This window comes from Acidobacteriota bacterium (genome assembly GCA_012729555.1).
GTDB lineage: Bacteria > Acidobacteriota > UBA6911 > UBA6911 > UBA6911 > UBA6911.
Map to the genome: position 1 here is coordinate 1 of JAAYCX010000088.1, position 14398 is coordinate 14398.

A 14398-nucleotide genomic window follows, 5' to 3' on the forward strand; every position below is an offset into this window, starting at 1 on the left:
TTCGGCAGCCCCATGTCCATCAGCACCACGTCCGGGTGCACCCTCGAGGCGAGGCGCACCGCCATTTCCCCGTCGTCGGCCTCCCCGACCACCTCCATGTCGGGCTCCTGCCCCAGCAGCCCGGCCAGCCCCTGGCGCAGGACGGTGTGGTCCTCGGCCAGGAGCAGACGTATCCTTTTCGCGTTCTGCGGCTTGGAAAAATTCATGATGCCCCCCGGCGGCCTGTTCCTTACTCCATTATCCCCCGCCGCGGCGAGGGTGTCACGGCCAAAAAGACCGGCCCGCGAGGCCGGAAAAACACCCCTTCCCGCCCCGGCGCAAATTATGGATTGGATTTTCCCGCCGGATCGCTTACTATTGCGGCGTATGCGCCTGTAGCTCAGCTGGATAGAGCGTCGGCCTCCGGAGCCGAAGGTCACAGGTTCGAACCCTGTCAGGCGTACCACTTCCTAACGCCTTGCCGCTGCAACAACATACCCCAATCAATCAAGGCCATGGGGCATAATGGCGCCGTATACCTCATCCTGCGACGTCATCGGGGACTGAACTCCAGCAGGGATCTGGTAGTCGGCAAGGCGCGGGGGTCCCTCGCGATCCCCGATGGATTGCAGAAGCGAAGAGTGTTCACAATCCGACGGCCGGGTTTCTGCGTACCCGGCAGGATCGCCGACATCGGCGCTGTCCGGACAGTCATGGGCTGGCGAGGAAATTGGGACGACTGAACCTCGGAAGACCCGCCTCCCCTTTTCCGAAATCCTCCTCCGGCCCACCCCCTGCTGCCACAGGCAAGAAAAAGAAATTTGAACCGGACAGCCGGGCTTCATTGGCAGAAATCCCGACAACCGTACTCATCAAGCTAAGAGATTTTTAAATATCAAGCGAAAAGTAACTCTTTTTATTGACACGACCAAAATGTTTTCATACCATAAGCAGTAACTAGCGCCCCGAAACCATAGCAGAGCGTGTGATAGATTCCACAACGTTCTTCCTCATGTAGAAGCCCAATAGCAAGGTAAGCAGCGAGAAGCATGCGCTTGACAGGACATGGGGCCGAAGTTCAGGCGCATCAATTCTGCCGTGACGGATTGAGGCGGACCATAGCGCCGAAAGCTTCGATGTCTCGTATAGGAACAATGAAGGCGCGGCAGCTGCGCTACCAGGAGCGGCATAAACACGGCGTGAACGCGGCACGCGCAACTACCGCCGCCGGGAGTTCTACTCCCGTGGAGACTCAGTCGTTGAAAAGCCATATGCAGTCCGTTTCACAACGGTTGCCTGGACAGGATGGGGTTATTCCGGGTATCCTTGGCCAGCGGCGACCCGTCGAAACCCCATGCGAGGACTCTTACGCACTGTGGTGTGAGAGGGATAGACGGCGTACCGGCTACCTGTGTCCATTGCTGCACGTTTCCGAGAGGGGAGGTAGGAATGATGCGTAAAAATAAGCTTTTTCCGGTTGCCCCATTGATTCTTGCGATATTCCTGATTTTCCCGGAAAAAACACCTTCCCAATATTTCTATAACCACATGAGATTTCAAGATTGGGGAGAGATGTACTGTGCAGGTTGTCAGGATTGGGGTTATACGCTTTACGATGATTGTCAGCCATATAACTGCCATTGGTGTTCCCCGGTCGGAATGGAATACAGATACTGCTATGCCAATAACGGCTGTTTGAACCTGCAAGGAGTTCAAACCACCACCGGAGGTGGACCTTTTTGAGTATGAGCCAAAGGACACAGGCTGCGTCCTTCAGACTCGTTTAAGTTCAATCAAGTCACGGGTCGGCTTGAGGTGTCCGCGTGTTTGTGGCTTGGGATAGTGTAAGTGAAATTTTATCACCGGAGGGAATGCGATGGATAGGGTGCTGCGCCTTAAAAGGAAATTCATCGTTGCCTGCCTGGCGGCGAGTGGTTTTCTCGCGGCAGGCAGTACCATTTCGCAGGCCGCGCCTGGTATGGATATGCCAGGAGGCATTCAGAAGGCCGCATTTTCCAATGATGGCCTTCTTTATATCCTGGCCAAGGGTGAAGCCTCGATCAGGATCTACTCGGCGGAGGGACGCCTTCTGCGGAGGTTGCCGATGGATCCAGGCAACCGCCTGAATCTGCAGGGGGCCGGACCCCGGGATTTTTCGGTGGATGCGAAAGGTGACGTGTATTGTCTCACCTCCTGCCGGGAGCTTCCCCATCAGCAGTCGTGTATCGTTCGGATCGACAAAACGGGAGGGGCATCGACCGTAGTACCGCTGGGCAAGCCGCTTCATGCACTGCAAATGAGCAGGGACCGGGACGGAAACTTTTTTGTATTGGGATTTGAAGCGGACGTCAACAGTTCGATGGCCCGGAAACAGGATCTCCCCTCTTCTGTATACCTTGTGCATAAGTTCTCTCCCAAAGGCGAACATGTGCAATCGCTGATGCCCGTCATGGGCACGGCCGCCGATGGGCTGCTGCTGAACGCCATGGGACGTGCCAGGAGTTTCGTAGTGTTGCCCGATGGGGAAGTCTGGTTTTTTGAGCTGCGGGTGGATGGGCGGACGCCTCCATGGCAGAACGCCCGGGCCGTGTACCATGTCGACAGGAAGGGATCTGCCGAGCGCATCGAGCCGGCTTCCTCCTCCGACCAGTTCGTGATGGGCATCCATGAGTATGCTGGGGACGTCGCACTGGAATGGGCCGACAGGAGGGCAGGGACGGCCAAGATCCTGACGAAGGTCGATGGCACCAGGATTGGAACGGTAGAGGGAGGAAGCATCCAGGCGATCGGGACGGATAGCGCGGTTTGCACGCGGATGGGCGGGAGTGGGGCCTTTCAGCTCACCCTGCATCCCATCGCTCCCCCGCGAGATTGAAAAGGGCACACCAGGCAGAAACCCGCTCCGGCATGTTCCGACGCATTCCCCCCGGCGCCGCCTGCTTCACGGCTGCACCGAAAGCGAGGCTGCTGAACCCGGACCACGCGGCCTCGGCACGCCCTGATATTCCCGTCCGCTAACGCCTGGAGGCCGCGGCCAGGGCCCGGGCGTGGGCGCGGATGTCCTCCGGCCACGCTTCGGTCAGCGCGTCGAAGCGCGCCCGGTCGGAGGCGTAGAGCGCCCGCAGGGCCTCTTCGTACCCCGGCTCGTCCCCCGCCATGTCGGTCATGAAGCGGTAGCACGCTTCCTGCGCGAGCCGCCGCCGCTCTCCGCCCGCCGTCGAGCGGCGCGCCTCCTCGACCACTTTGCGCAGCGTCACCGAGGCCCCGCCCGGCTGACGGTTGAGCCATTCCCAGTGCCGCGGCAGCAGGGTCACCTCCCGGGCGACCACCCCGAGTCTCGGCCGCCCGGGCGAAGGAGAACGGGGGGGTGCCTCGGCCGGTCCGGCCGGGATCCGGGCCGCGATCTCCTCGGGCGTTCCCCGGAGGTCGAGTTCGACCGGTTCGCTGGTTTCGGCGTCGAGGACGAGCACCCGGCGGTCGGCGTCTTCGTCGAGCGCGCGCTTCGCCCCCAGCGCCGCTTCGAGCAGGGTTCCCGCGCCGACGCAGTTGGTGCCTGCAAAAGCGATAAACCGGTGTCCCGCCTCAGCCGCATCCGTCCCCTCGACCATCGGTTTCTCCTCTCATGGTGGAAAAAGATGGGCTATTGTACCCGGGTAATATATCTTTGTCAATATTACCCGGGTATAACTATTTCGGCAGAGTGCAGGAGAATGGGCGTTTGGCTCCTGAGGCGCCGCCTCCCGATGAAGGAGAGAACCTCGGCGCTCATCCCATTCTTCTTCTCGGTATCTCCTCCAGCCGCTTCCGGGTCCCCCCCATCCTGGCGAGCCGGCGCGCGCTTTCCCGGGCGATGAGGGCCTCGAGGCCGAGGCGGACCAGGGCGGTCTTTTCCTTGATCCCGGTCAATCTCGACGCCCTTTCCACCAGCCCGTCGTCAATATTCAGGGTGGTGCGCCTATTCCGACCCCATATGTTTCATGTGCATGATTATGCGTCTTTCATGCATACCAGGCAAACTCACCCCGGTCGGCGCCTTCCCCACTGTCGGCCCGGGAGACCCACCGCGCGTTTTCTGCCATAGTGGGCAGAGAGGAGGCCGCTCTGCCGCTGCGTCACCGGGATTCCGGCGTTCCCGCCGGTCACCCCTCGGGAAGGGCCTCGCGCACCTTCCTTGCCAGGTCTTCTCTGCTGAAAGGTTTCTGGAGAAAGTGTATCCCCTGGTCCAGGATGCCGTGAGGGGCGATCACGTCGGCCGTGTAGCCGGACATGTAGAGAATCCCCATGCCCGGGTGCCGGGCTTTCAGGCGTTCGGCCAATTCCCGGCCGTTCATCCCCGGCATGATCACGTCGACGATCAGCAGGTCTATACCCCCAGCCTGTTCCGCCGCCGTCTCGAGCGCGGCCCCGGGATGGGCAGCCGCCAGCACCCTGTATCCCAGACCGGCGAGGGTTTTCCGGGCGAGCTTCAACAGCGCCGACTCATCCTCCACCATCAGGATGGTCTCCCCGCGGCCGGAGGGCAACACCGCCGGAGCCGGATCTTCGGATTCGCACTGGTTTCCGGCGTGTCGAGGGAGCCAGATCCTGAAAATGGACCCCCGCCCGGGCTCGCTCTCCACATCGATGGAGCCGCCGTTCTGCCGAACGATGCCGTAGACCGTGGCCAGGCCCAGGCCGGTCCCCCGACCCACATCCTTGGTGGTGAAAAACGGTTCGAACAGATTCTCGAGGGTCTCCCGGCTCATGCCGCAGCCGTTGTCGCTCACCGTCAGGAGCACATGGTCCCCGGTCTCCGGACCGGACCGGCCCCGGCGGTCGGGCTGCCCCGCGGCCATGTTGCCCGTCCGGATGGTGATCCTTCCCACCCCGTCGATGGCATCCCGGGCGTTGACCAGGAGATTGGCCAGAACCTGGTGGATCTGGGCCGGATCCATGTTCATCGGCCAGAGCCCCGCGCCCGGTTCCCACGACAGGTCGATGTCCTCGCCGATGAGGCGCCGAAGCATCTTGAGCATGCCCGCAACGGTCTCGTTCAGGTCGATGATCCGGGGAGAGATGGTCTGGCGCCGGGCGAAGGCCAGAAGCTGCCGGGTGATCTCGGCGGAACGGCGGCCCGCATCGAAGATCTCCTTCAGGGCTTCACGAACCGGATCCCCGGGTCCGACCTGGTCCAGCGCCAGTTCCGACTGGCCCATAATCACGTTGAGCATGTTGTTGAAGTCGTGGGCGACGCCTCCGGCCAGCCGGCCGACGGACTCCATCTTCTGGGCCTGGAGCAGCTGGCCCTGAAGCCTTTCCTTTTCGGCCTCCGCCTGCTTGCGCTCGACGATTTCGCCGATCAGCCGGGCCGAAACCGCCAGCCTCTTCTTGGCCAGTTCGATGATGAAGGGGGGCCGGGTTTCGTAGGCCTCCGCCGCCAGCCTGAGGGCGTCCCGATCCACCCCGTACCGATCCGCCAGTTCCCCGAGCCGGACCGGGTCCCGCGGCGGGTCGCCGAAACCGAAGTTGATGGCGCCCACGATCTCGCCCCCGGCCCGTATCGGCACCCCGTACATGCGGATTCCGCCGTTGCAGGCGATTTCGACGGGCTTTCCGGTCTCCATGGCCTTTTTGGCGTTCTGGGTCCAGCAGGACTCGTGACACAGCCACCTGCCGCAGGCAAGCGCCTCCCGGTTGTCGTCGGTACCGCAGAGAGTGCGCGAAGCCCCGTCCATGAAGCGGCACCAGCCCGAGGAGAAAAGGCCCAGGGCGTAATCGCCGTTTTTTTCGTAGATAGCCGCGGATGTTTCCAGAAGATCCAGAAAATCGGAAGCGATATCGCGCAACAGGTCCTCGTCCACCGAACGCCGGATGAGGCCGTGATCGTTCAGCGCGGCGAGGCTTCCGTAGGACGGCTGATGAACGCCGCCGTCCCCGTTGGCCGGCCGGGTCGTGAGCAGCCATTCCAGGCGGCTCAGGGCGTCCCGCGATCGGATGTTCTCGACCGACTTCCAGACCGCGTCCATCAGGAGGGTCAGTTCGAGCTGATCGGTTTCGGTGTAGTCCGATTCCTTGTCGGCAACGCCCACCACGGCCACCGCCCTATCGCCGCATATCACGGGGATCGCCAGCAAGCGCGTCAACGGGAGAGGACCCCCGGAACACCCCATCTCAGGCTGATACCCGGACGGGATTCCGTTGACCGCGACCGGTCGCCCACTCCGTACCGCTTCACCCCAGGCGCCGCCGTGGTCCAGCGCGCAGACGATCGGGGGCTCCGACAGGGGACAGCCCGGCGCCGGGTCCCCGGAGCGGGTGTTGAAGGTGAACTCCCGCCGTTCGTCGTCGTAGAAATAGACGTACCCGCACCGGCTCCGGCTGAGGGAGACGGCCTGGTCCAGCGCGTGATCCAGAAAATCCTGGACGTCCCGGGGCCGATATTGCAGGATTTCGACCATCGCCTTCAGCCAGGCCATGTTTCGCCGGTTTTGTTCCTCGGATACCTTCTCGCGCGTCGTGTCCTGGAAGATGGCGGCGAACTGTCCGGCATTGGGAGAAAAGGCCGTAACCTTGAAATGCCTGCCCAGTTCTCCGGCATATGCATCGAAGGTGACGGGTTCTCCGCTGCGGGCCACCCGGCCGAACGCTTCGATCCAGTACGGCTCGGTCCGCGGCAGGACCTCGAGCACCGTCCGGCCGACGACCCGTTCCGCCTTGAGCCCGGTCAGGCTTTCGAACGCCGGGTTGACGGCAAGAAACCGGTAATCCACCGTGCGGCCGTCTGCATCCTTGACGATTTCATGGAGGGCGAACCCGTCGAGCATCTTATGGAACAGGGTGCGGTAATCCTGCTCCATTCTGCGATGCGCGGTCACGTCGCGCGCGATGACCAGGACCGATTCGACCCTGCCCGCTTCATGCAGCTCCGGTATCAGGCGGCAGTTGAGGATAACCTCCCCCTGCCCGCCCGGGAGCCGGATCTCGTCCTCCAGGGGCAGGCCGCTCTGAATCACCTGCGGGAGGGATCGGTCCCAGAACCGGCACACGGACTCGGGAAGCCCCAGCTCGCGGTGGGTTTTCCCGAGGCAGCGGTCAACGGAAAGACCCGTGATCTCGGCAATGTTTTCCGACGCAAACAAATAGCGGCCGGCGCCGTCCAGCCGGAACACTACGTCGGGAAGCCCCTCGACCAAGGCACGGTATTCGTTCCCCTGCTTCCGCAGGGCCTCTTCAAACCGTTTCCCTGCCGAAATATCGACGATCTGCGAGATGAAATAGGCGGGGCCGTCCTCTTCGTCCCGCACCAGGGAAACATCGAGGAGGGCCCAGATGGCATGCCCCTGCTTGTGGATGTACCGTTTTTCGATCTGGTAGGTAAAAATCTCCCCCGACAGCATCCGGGCGACCAGGGTCGTGTCCGGCTCGAGGTCCTCCGGGTGGGTGATATCCTGAAAGGTCCGCTCAAGCAGTTCCTCCTCCGAATACCCGAGCAGGTCGCACAGGGAACGGTTGACCTTGAGCCATTCGCCCCGGGGCGAAACCAGGGCCATCCCGATGGGGGCGTGCGTGAAGGCCCTGAAAAAGCGTTCCTCGCTCTCCCGCAGAGCCTCCACCATGCGGCGCTGTTCGGTCAGGTCGCGGATAATGATGCTGCTCCGGGTGCGTCCATCAGGTCCATCAAAGAGCGCCGAAGAGACCAGCGCGGGGAAAACGGTGCCGTCGGCTTTTTTGCACCGCAATTCCCCGACATACCGACCGGTGCGTTGGCGCTGCGCGAGCGCCGGACCCAGCCTCGGATCCCCGGCATCCATGATAGCGCTCCGGCCGCCCTGGACGAGTTCCTCTTTCGTCATCTGGAACAGCTCGCAGGCCGCCCGGTTGGCGAAGAGGATCGGACCTTCGGGCCGGGTCAGGAAGATCGCGTCCAGGCAGTGGTCCACCACGGCCTCATAGGGATTGTCCAGCCTGCGTTTCCTCTCCCGCATCGCACCGCCCCTCAAGCAAGAGGATTACTGGCTCCAGCCCCAAAAAGCATGGACCCGCCATAGGCCGCCGTCCGAAAGAGATGCGCGCCGGCACACCGGGTGCCTCCGGACCATGGCGCCCGTCTGCTGCCCTTATCGGCGCCTGGGGCGCATCCTTGGCGGTTTTCGTTTCGAAAACCATGATGGGGCCCGAACGGACCCGCGGAGGATTCCGATGTCACCCGGCCCTGTTCACCAGGGCGCCGGGAGGAACTGATGGAAGCGGGGGCGGGCACCAAGGCATGGAGGCCGTGGCCAGGTCCCGGGCGTGCGCGCGGATGCCCTGAGGCCGCGCGTCGGTCAGCGCGGCGAGCAGTGCCCGGTTCATCGCCCCCTTCCCATCCGCCGGGACCCGGGAGACCCGCCGCGCGTTTTCTGCTATAGTGGGCGCAGAGGAGATCGCCCCATGGAAGGCAAACGCGACCCTTACGCGGGCATGGCCGACGTCTATGACGGGATGGCGCGCGACCGCCAGGTCCGCGAGGCCTACCGCTACTGGAGGGAGCTGCTGCTCCAATGCGCCTCGGAACGGAAGCTCGAGATCCGGACGCTGGTCGACCTGATGTGCGGGACCGGAAACACCACGATCCCCTGGACGCGGCGCGCGGGGTGGCGCGTCATCGGCGTCGACCGCTCGGCCGCCCTCCTCCGGGTGGCCCGCGCGAAATCGGACCGGGTGCGCTGGTACCGGCAGGATGTCCGCCGGCTCCGGCTCCGGGAGCGGGCGGACGCGGTCACGTGCCATTTCGACGCGCTCAACCACATCCTCGAGCCGGGGGAGATGCAGGAGGCGTTCCGCCGCGTCGCCCGGGTTCTGCGCCCCGGCGGGCTGTTCCTCTTCGACCTCAGCACCGCCGCATGGTTCCGCTGGCTCGACGGGCGGGACAAGGTTTCCCGGGTCGGCCGGAATTTCCTGATGGCATCGAACTTCTACGACCCGAAAAGCCGCATCGTCCTGTTTACGCAGCACTGGTTCGTCCCCAGGGGGCGCCTGTACGAGCGGCGCACCATCGCCGTCCGGGAGCGGGCCTACCCGGTCGCGGAGATCCGCGCGATGGCGCGTGCGGCCGGCTTCCGGGTGCTCCGGGCGGAGCCGCAGTGGACGATCGGGGGGAAGGCCGTCCGCCGCGTGTTCGTGCTCGAAAGGAGGGCGCAGGACCCGTTCCCTCCCCGCGTTCATTGCTGAACCCGAGCCGGAGTCCCCGGAAAACGGGGATCGTATGGGACGGCCCCCGTTTTCCGGGTTGCTCCTATTTGCGCCCGGAGGAGCGCTGCAGCCAAATCAGCGCTCCGACGGCCAGCAGCACAAGTACGAGCACAATGATCTTGTCCTGGCTCATGGTTCTCCGTTTCCGTGTATGGGTGGGGATCAGGCCCGCGAAGGCCGCGGGCGACAGAAAGACGATCCCTTCGCGGGAGGGGCGCGGTCGTGCGGAATGCCCGCTCGCGGCCCGGTCCACGCGCGCGTTCCCCCGCCGTGCACGCAGGCGGATTCCGACGACGGGGGGGCGGTCGGGGCGCCGGCCGCGCCAAGGGCGAAAACGGGATGGGGCTCGCGCGCCGGCCGCTCGATTCCGGTGGTCCGGCCCGCGGCGCAGTACCCCTCCGGGGCGCTCCGCTCCAGGGCCAGCACCGCCTGCGCCCTGGACAGGGGCGCGGGCGAGAGGGGTATCGTCCGGGGATGGATCGAAAGCAGGAGCACCAGCAACGCGCCCGCAAGGGCGGGATGTATCCTTCCACCCGTCGATCTCATGGCCGGATTATGCCAGAAACCGTCCGCATTTTCAGCCGTCCCGAAATCGGTTGACATGCCCGAAGGTTTGATGATCTACTCGCCCGCAGTCCGAGCGGCGACGCCGGACAACGAGGGCTGCCTGGCCGCATAGAACTGTGGGTTTTCTGTTGCCGAGGACGCGGGAACGCCTGATTCGCATGCATATGTCCAGATCCGATTGTAAGGCGATGGCGCACATCATCGTCCCCTACCTCCTTTTCGGCGGCCTGTGGATCCTCCTCTCCGACCGGCTGCTCGAGAGGATCGAGCCCGACCCGGCGCGGAGGGTCGAGTGGTCGATCTGGAAGGGGTGGGCCTACGTCCTGGTGACGGGGGTGCTGCTGGCGCTCCTTCTGTACCGGGTGCTCCGGGCGCGCGAACGGGACACCGCGGCCCTTTACGAGACCGACCGCCGCTTCTCCCTGGTCTTCCGCAAGAGCCCCATCGCCATCGCCATCCTCCGGCTCCGCGACGGTCGTTTCATCGACGTCAACGACAGCTTCGTGCGCCTCACGGGGTACTCCCGGGAGGAGGCGCTCGGCCGTACGTCGGTCGAACTGGACCTCTGGGCGGATCCGGTGGAACGCGGGGAGGTCCTGAGGCGGGTGCGCGAGGACGGGCAGGTCCGGGCCATGGAGATCCGGATCCGGCGCCGGTCGGGCGAGACCGTCCCGATGCTCTACGCGGTGGAGCGGATCGACATCGGCGGCGAGCCCTGCCTGATCGGGATGGCGCAGGACATCGCCGCCCGGAAGGAGCTGGAGGAGGAGCTGCGCTCGCGGCTGCAGCGCTTCCTCCGGGCGAGCCCGGCGGTTCTCTACGTGCTCCGCATCGAGGGGGAGCGGGTGCGGCAGGAGTGGATCAGCGAGAACCTGGAGCGGATCACGGGGTGGACCATGGCCGAATCGGGGGATCCCGCGTGGTGGTACGCGAACGTCCACCCCGAGGACAAGGAGCGGGTGCTCGAGGGGCGCGCGCGGGCGGCCGAGTGGTTCGGCAGGAGCAAGCTGCTCGAGTACCGCTTCCGGCACAAGGGGGGCGCCTGGATCTGGATCCGTGACGAACAGCGCTACCAGCCCGCCGAGGAGGGGGACTGGATCGAGGCGGTCGGAACCTGGATCGATATTTCCGAGCAGAAGAGGCTGGAAGCCAACGTCGTGCAGATGCAGAAAATCGAGACCGTGGGGATGCTGGCCGGCGGCATCGCCCACGATTTCAACAACCTCCTCTCGGTCATCCGGGGATACACCGAGCTCGCGCTCGAGGAGGCGCCCCCGGGGGAGGCCGGGCGCGCCAACCTCGAGGAGATCGTGCGCGCCACCCGCCAGGCGGCGTCGCTCACCTCCCAGCTCCTGGCCTTCAGCCGCAAGCAGATCCTGCAGCCCGAGATCCTGAATATCAACGACGTGCTCCGGGAAACCAGCCGGATCCTCGAACGCCTGATCGGCGAAAACATCGAGCTGCGGCTGCTGCCCCGCGCCGATCTGCCCCCCGTCAGCGCCGACCGCGGCCAGCTGCAGCAGATCATCATGAACCTGGCCGTCAACGCCCGGGACGCCATGCCCGAGGGGGGAAAACTCCTCATCGAAACGGGAGAGGCGCTGTTCGACGAGGAATACGTGCGCGGTCACTTCCCCGCCACCCCGGGAGGGTACGTGATGCTGGCCGTCAGCGACAGCGGCGCCGGCATGGACGCGGCGACCCAGGCCCGCATCTTCGAGCCCTTCTTCACGACCAAGGAAAAGGGGAAAGGAACCGGCCTGGGCCTGTCGACCGTCTACGGCATCGTCAAGCAGAGCAACGGGTTCATCTGGGTCTACAGCGAAACGGGCGGGGGGACGACGTTCAAGGTCTACCTCCCCCGGGTCGAAGGCGCCGCGGAGGCGGTGGAACCGGAGGTGCGCACCGGGTCGGGACTCGCGGGTTCCGAGACCATCCTGGTCGTCGAGGACGAGGCGCCGCTGCGGGACCTGGCCTGCCGCACCCTCGAGCGGAAGGGGTACTTCGTGATCCCCGCCTCCGACGGCGACGAGGCCCTGGAGAGGGCCGCGGCCCGAGCGGGAAGGATCGACATGCTGGTCACCGACGTGGTGATGCCCCGGATGGGGGGGAAGGAACTCGCATCCCGGATGAAGGAACGGTTCCCCGGTATCCGCATCCTGTACGTCTCCGGGTACACGGATCATTCCATCGTCCACCGGGGGATCCTGGACGAGGGGGTCGCCTTTCTGCAGAAGCCCTTTTCCATGGAGGGCCTGGTCCGGAAGGTGCGTGCGATCCTCGACGGAAACGCCTAATCCGGGCCCGGGCGCCCGTCCCCGGGCGCTTCTTCCTTCGCCGCTTTCAGCCGTTCGAGTTCCAGCGGGTAGTGCTCGGCCATTTCCGCCTCGGAAATCTTCCCCGTGATCCATACGGTGCTCATCGGGTAGGCGGTCGGGCTGAAGATGACGAAATAGAAGTGCCAGACGACGATGCTCAGGGTGGCGAGCACCGCCTCGTAGAAGTGGATGGTGCGCGCCACGTCCCAGGCGAGCTTCGACCAGAGCGCCATGAAATAGTCGTCGAAGGTCATGACGACGCCGGTGGCCGCCATCACCATGACACCCCACACCAGGGCCCAGTATTCGGCCTTCTCGAAATAGGTGAAGCGCGCGAAGAGCGGCTTCCGGCCGCGGAGGCCGGTCATGTAGAGGAGGTTCCGGGCGACGTCGCGCGCGTCTTTCCAGCGGGGCCAGATGTCGCGCCGGAACCGTCTTCCCTTCTCCGTGAACAGGAGGCAGAGGACGTGGCAGAGGCTCAGGGCGATCATGCCGAATCCCGCGATCCGGTGCAGCACCCCGCGCACGTCGAAAAAGCTCTCGCAGCACCCCCTGATCGGGGCCACCCACCAGGCGTCCGGGTAGCGCAGCATGAAGCCGGTGACGGCCAGGATGACGAAGCTCGCCGTCATCGCCCCGTGCTGCAGCCGGTCCCCGAGCGTCATCCTCTCGTAATGGATCTCCGCGGCCGCGTGCTCCGCCGCGGCCGTGCCCCGCAGCAGCGCCCGCCTGCGGCGCGTTTTCTTGATGAAGTCGAGGAGGTTGTGCAAAAACATCCCGCCCACGACGACGGCGATGAGGTAGAGATAGAAGGCGCGGATCCAGTAGAGGATCCCGCTTTCGGGGTCGCGGGCCTCGACGACGTGTACCGCCCCCCGGGCGAAATTTTCGTTGGCGCCCGGATGACAGGAGCCGCAGGTGGCGGCCAGGTTGGAGCTGTGGACCGTGGATGCGGGGTCCGAGGAGGGGAGGATGTCGTGGACCCCGTGGCAGCTCGCGCAGTTGGCCACCTCCACCGATCCGGCGCGCGAGGCCAGGCCGTGAAAGCTGTCGTTGAAGGTGGAGAAGCGGTCGGCGTCGATGCCGTACTTCCGGGTGAGCCGGAGCGAATCGTGGCAGGAGGCGCAGATTTCGACCGAGACGTTCACGGCCGCCACCGGGGAGCGCGCGTCCCCGACGCGGTAGATGTGGTGCTGCCCGTGACAATCGGTGCAGGTGGGGGAATCGCCGACCCCCTTTCCGACCGCCCGCCCGTGAACGCTCGCCTTGTAGGTCCGGGCGATCTCGGCGTGACAGCGCCCGCAGGTGTCCGCGATGTTCCAGCGGCTGACGCGCGAGGCGGAGTCCCTGGCCGTCCGGGTGTCGTGGGCGCCGTGGCAGTCGCTGCACGCGGCGGCGTCGAGGTTGCCCGCCGCGAGCGCCTCGCCGTGCACGCTGTCGAGGTACCCGGCCATGAAGGCGGCGGGGAATCCCACTTCGGTCCGCACCGTTTCGTCTTCGAGGTGGCACTTCAAACAGAACGCCGGCTCCTTCGTCTTGTAAAGGACCGCTTCGGGGTTGTCCCGGGCAAGGATGGCGTGGGAGCCGTGGCACTGGAGGCAGCCGGGGGATTTTGCGTTCTCCTTCCCCAGCGCCAGCCCATGGGCCGACTCCCGGTACCGGGCCGCGGCCTCACCGTGGCAGCGCCCGCAGCCGACATCGGCCCTCAGGCGGTGGTTGACCGACTTCGGATCTTCCGGGGAAAGAACGTCGTGGGTGCCATGGCACTCCTTGCAGCCGGCCGCCGGCCCGCCCCCCCCGCCGCCGGGGGAACGGCCGTGCACGCTCCCCTCGTACCCTTCGGTCTCGTGGCAGCTTTCGCACCGCACCGGGCGGATGACGGCCGCATGCGGGATCTTCATCGGCTCGAGCCCCGTGTGGCACCGCGCGCAGGCGAGCGACCCGTGCGCGGAGGATTTGAGTTTCGCCCCGTCGACAAAGAGAGACACCCGCCGCCCGCGCCGCTCCATCTCTAGCGAGGGGTTGCTGTGGCACATCGTGCACGGGTCCGATCCCTGGCCGTACAGCTGCAGCGCCGTTAACAGGGGCAGGAACCATACCGCGCGCCACCACTTCCGGGATCGGATCATTGGACTATCCTATGGTAGGCCGCATTCTATCACAGAATATTCCGTCCGCTGCCACCAAATCTTTTATGGACTATTCTCGTCTCTCTCATGAGATTTCCCGGCCGGCCCGGGCTGAATCCTCACGGGAGCTGTAAAGAAACCGCACGCCCCGGCCGCGGTCGTACTCCCAAGTGCTTCACAATCAATGGAGCCCTT

Annotated in this window: 10 protein-coding genes and 1 tRNA gene; 5 read left to right on the forward strand and 6 right to left on the reverse strand. The window is 64.9% G+C overall.

What is annotated here, in order from left to right; genetic code table 11:
• The coding region (locus GXY47_14755; protein ID NLV32400.1) for a response regulator transcription factor at positions 1–206 on the reverse strand (206 nt) is incomplete at its 3' end.
• Positions 207–368: 162 nt separating this feature from the next.
• Here GXY47_14755 and GXY47_14760 point away from each other — a divergent pair.
• The 3 genes from GXY47_14760 (at position 369) to GXY47_14770 (ending at position 2854) form a co-directional block, all read left to right on the forward strand.
• Positions 369–445 (forward strand) — tRNA-Arg (locus GXY47_14760).
• A 983-nt stretch (positions 446–1428) separates the two neighbouring features.
• Positions 1429–1722, forward strand: coding sequence for a hypothetical protein (locus tag GXY47_14765; GenBank protein ID NLV32401.1), 294 nt, complete (start codon positions 1429–1431; stop codon positions 1720–1722).
• Positions 1723–1855: 133 nt separating this feature from the next.
• Positions 1856–2854, forward strand: coding sequence for a hypothetical protein (locus GXY47_14770; GenBank protein ID NLV32402.1), 999 nt, complete (start codon positions 1856–1858; stop codon positions 2852–2854).
• Positions 2855–2993: 139 nt separating this feature from the next.
• Here GXY47_14770 and GXY47_14775 read toward each other — a convergent pair whose 3' ends face one another.
• The 4 genes from GXY47_14775 to GXY47_14790 all read right to left on the reverse strand — a co-directional run bounded on the left by GXY47_14775 (position 2994) and on the right by GXY47_14790 (position 8310).
• Positions 2994–3587: a DUF2239 family protein gene (locus GXY47_14775; GenBank protein ID NLV32403.1), complete on the reverse strand. Its 594-nt coding sequence runs from the start codon at positions 3585–3587 to the stop codon at positions 2994–2996.
• Positions 3588–3744: 157 nt separating this feature from the next.
• Entirely contained in the window at positions 3745–3951 is a 207-nt protein-coding gene (locus tag GXY47_14780) for a type II toxin-antitoxin system VapB family antitoxin (protein ID NLV32404.1), read from the reverse strand.
• A gap of 167 nt (positions 3952–4118) precedes the next feature.
• Positions 4119–7943: a PAS domain S-box protein gene (locus GXY47_14785; GenBank protein ID NLV32405.1), complete on the reverse strand. Its 3825-nt coding sequence runs from the start codon at positions 7941–7943 to the stop codon at positions 4119–4121.
• A gap of 217 nt (positions 7944–8160) precedes the next feature.
• Complete coding sequence (locus GXY47_14790) at positions 8161–8310, reverse strand: hypothetical protein (protein ID NLV32406.1); 150 nt, start codon at positions 8308–8310, stop codon at positions 8161–8163.
• A 78-nt stretch (positions 8311–8388) separates the two neighbouring features.
• Between GXY47_14790 and GXY47_14795 the strand changes: the two genes are divergently transcribed.
• Both GXY47_14795 and GXY47_14800 read left to right on the forward strand, forming a co-directional pair.
• Positions 8389–9168 carry a class I SAM-dependent methyltransferase gene (locus GXY47_14795; protein NLV32407.1) on the forward strand — a complete coding sequence of 260 codons (780 nt, stop codon included), beginning with the start codon at positions 8389–8391 and terminating at the stop codon, positions 9166–9168.
• A gap of 752 nt (positions 9169–9920) precedes the next feature.
• Positions 9921–12053 (forward strand): PAS domain S-box protein, encoded by a 2133-nt coding sequence (locus GXY47_14800; protein ID NLV32408.1) that lies wholly within the window; start codon positions 9921–9923, stop codon positions 12051–12053.
• On the opposite strand, the gene GXY47_14805 is transcribed toward GXY47_14800, so the two are convergent.
• Positions 12050–14203, reverse strand: coding sequence for a cytochrome B (locus tag GXY47_14805; GenBank protein ID NLV32409.1), 2154 nt, complete (start codon positions 14201–14203; stop codon positions 12050–12052). The two genes, GXY47_14800 and GXY47_14805, sit on opposite strands and share 4 nt — an antisense overlap.
• Positions 14204–14398 lie beyond the last annotated feature (195 nt).

What these genes read in the sequence shown, in the direction of transcription:
- GXY47_14765 (NLV32401.1), top strand. Translation starts at nt 1,429, where the DNA reads ATGATGCGTAAAAATAAGCTTTTTCCGGTTGCCCCATTGATTCTTGCG.
- GXY47_14770 (NLV32402.1), top strand. Translation starts at nt 1,856, where the DNA reads ATGGATAGGGTGCTGCGCCTTAAAAGGAAATTCATCGTTGCCTGCCTG.
- GXY47_14775 (NLV32403.1), bottom strand. Translation starts at nt 3,587, where the DNA reads ATGGTCGAGGGGACGGATGCGGCTGAGGCGGGACACCGGTTTATCGCT.
- GXY47_14785 (NLV32405.1), bottom strand. Translation starts at nt 7,943, where the DNA reads ATGCGGGAGAGGAAACGCAGGCTGGACAATCCCTATGAGGCCGTGGTG.
- GXY47_14790 (NLV32406.1), bottom strand. Translation starts at nt 8,310, where the DNA reads ATGAACCGGGCACTGCTCGCCGCGCTGACCGACGCGCGGCCTCAGGGC.
- GXY47_14795 (NLV32407.1), top strand. Translation starts at nt 8,389, where the DNA reads ATGGAAGGCAAACGCGACCCTTACGCGGGCATGGCCGACGTCTATGAC.
- GXY47_14800 (NLV32408.1), top strand. Translation starts at nt 9,921, where the DNA reads ATGTCCAGATCCGATTGTAAGGCGATGGCGCACATCATCGTCCCCTAC.
- GXY47_14805 (NLV32409.1), bottom strand. Translation starts at nt 14,203, where the DNA reads ATGATCCGATCCCGGAAGTGGTGGCGCGCGGTATGGTTCCTGCCCCTG.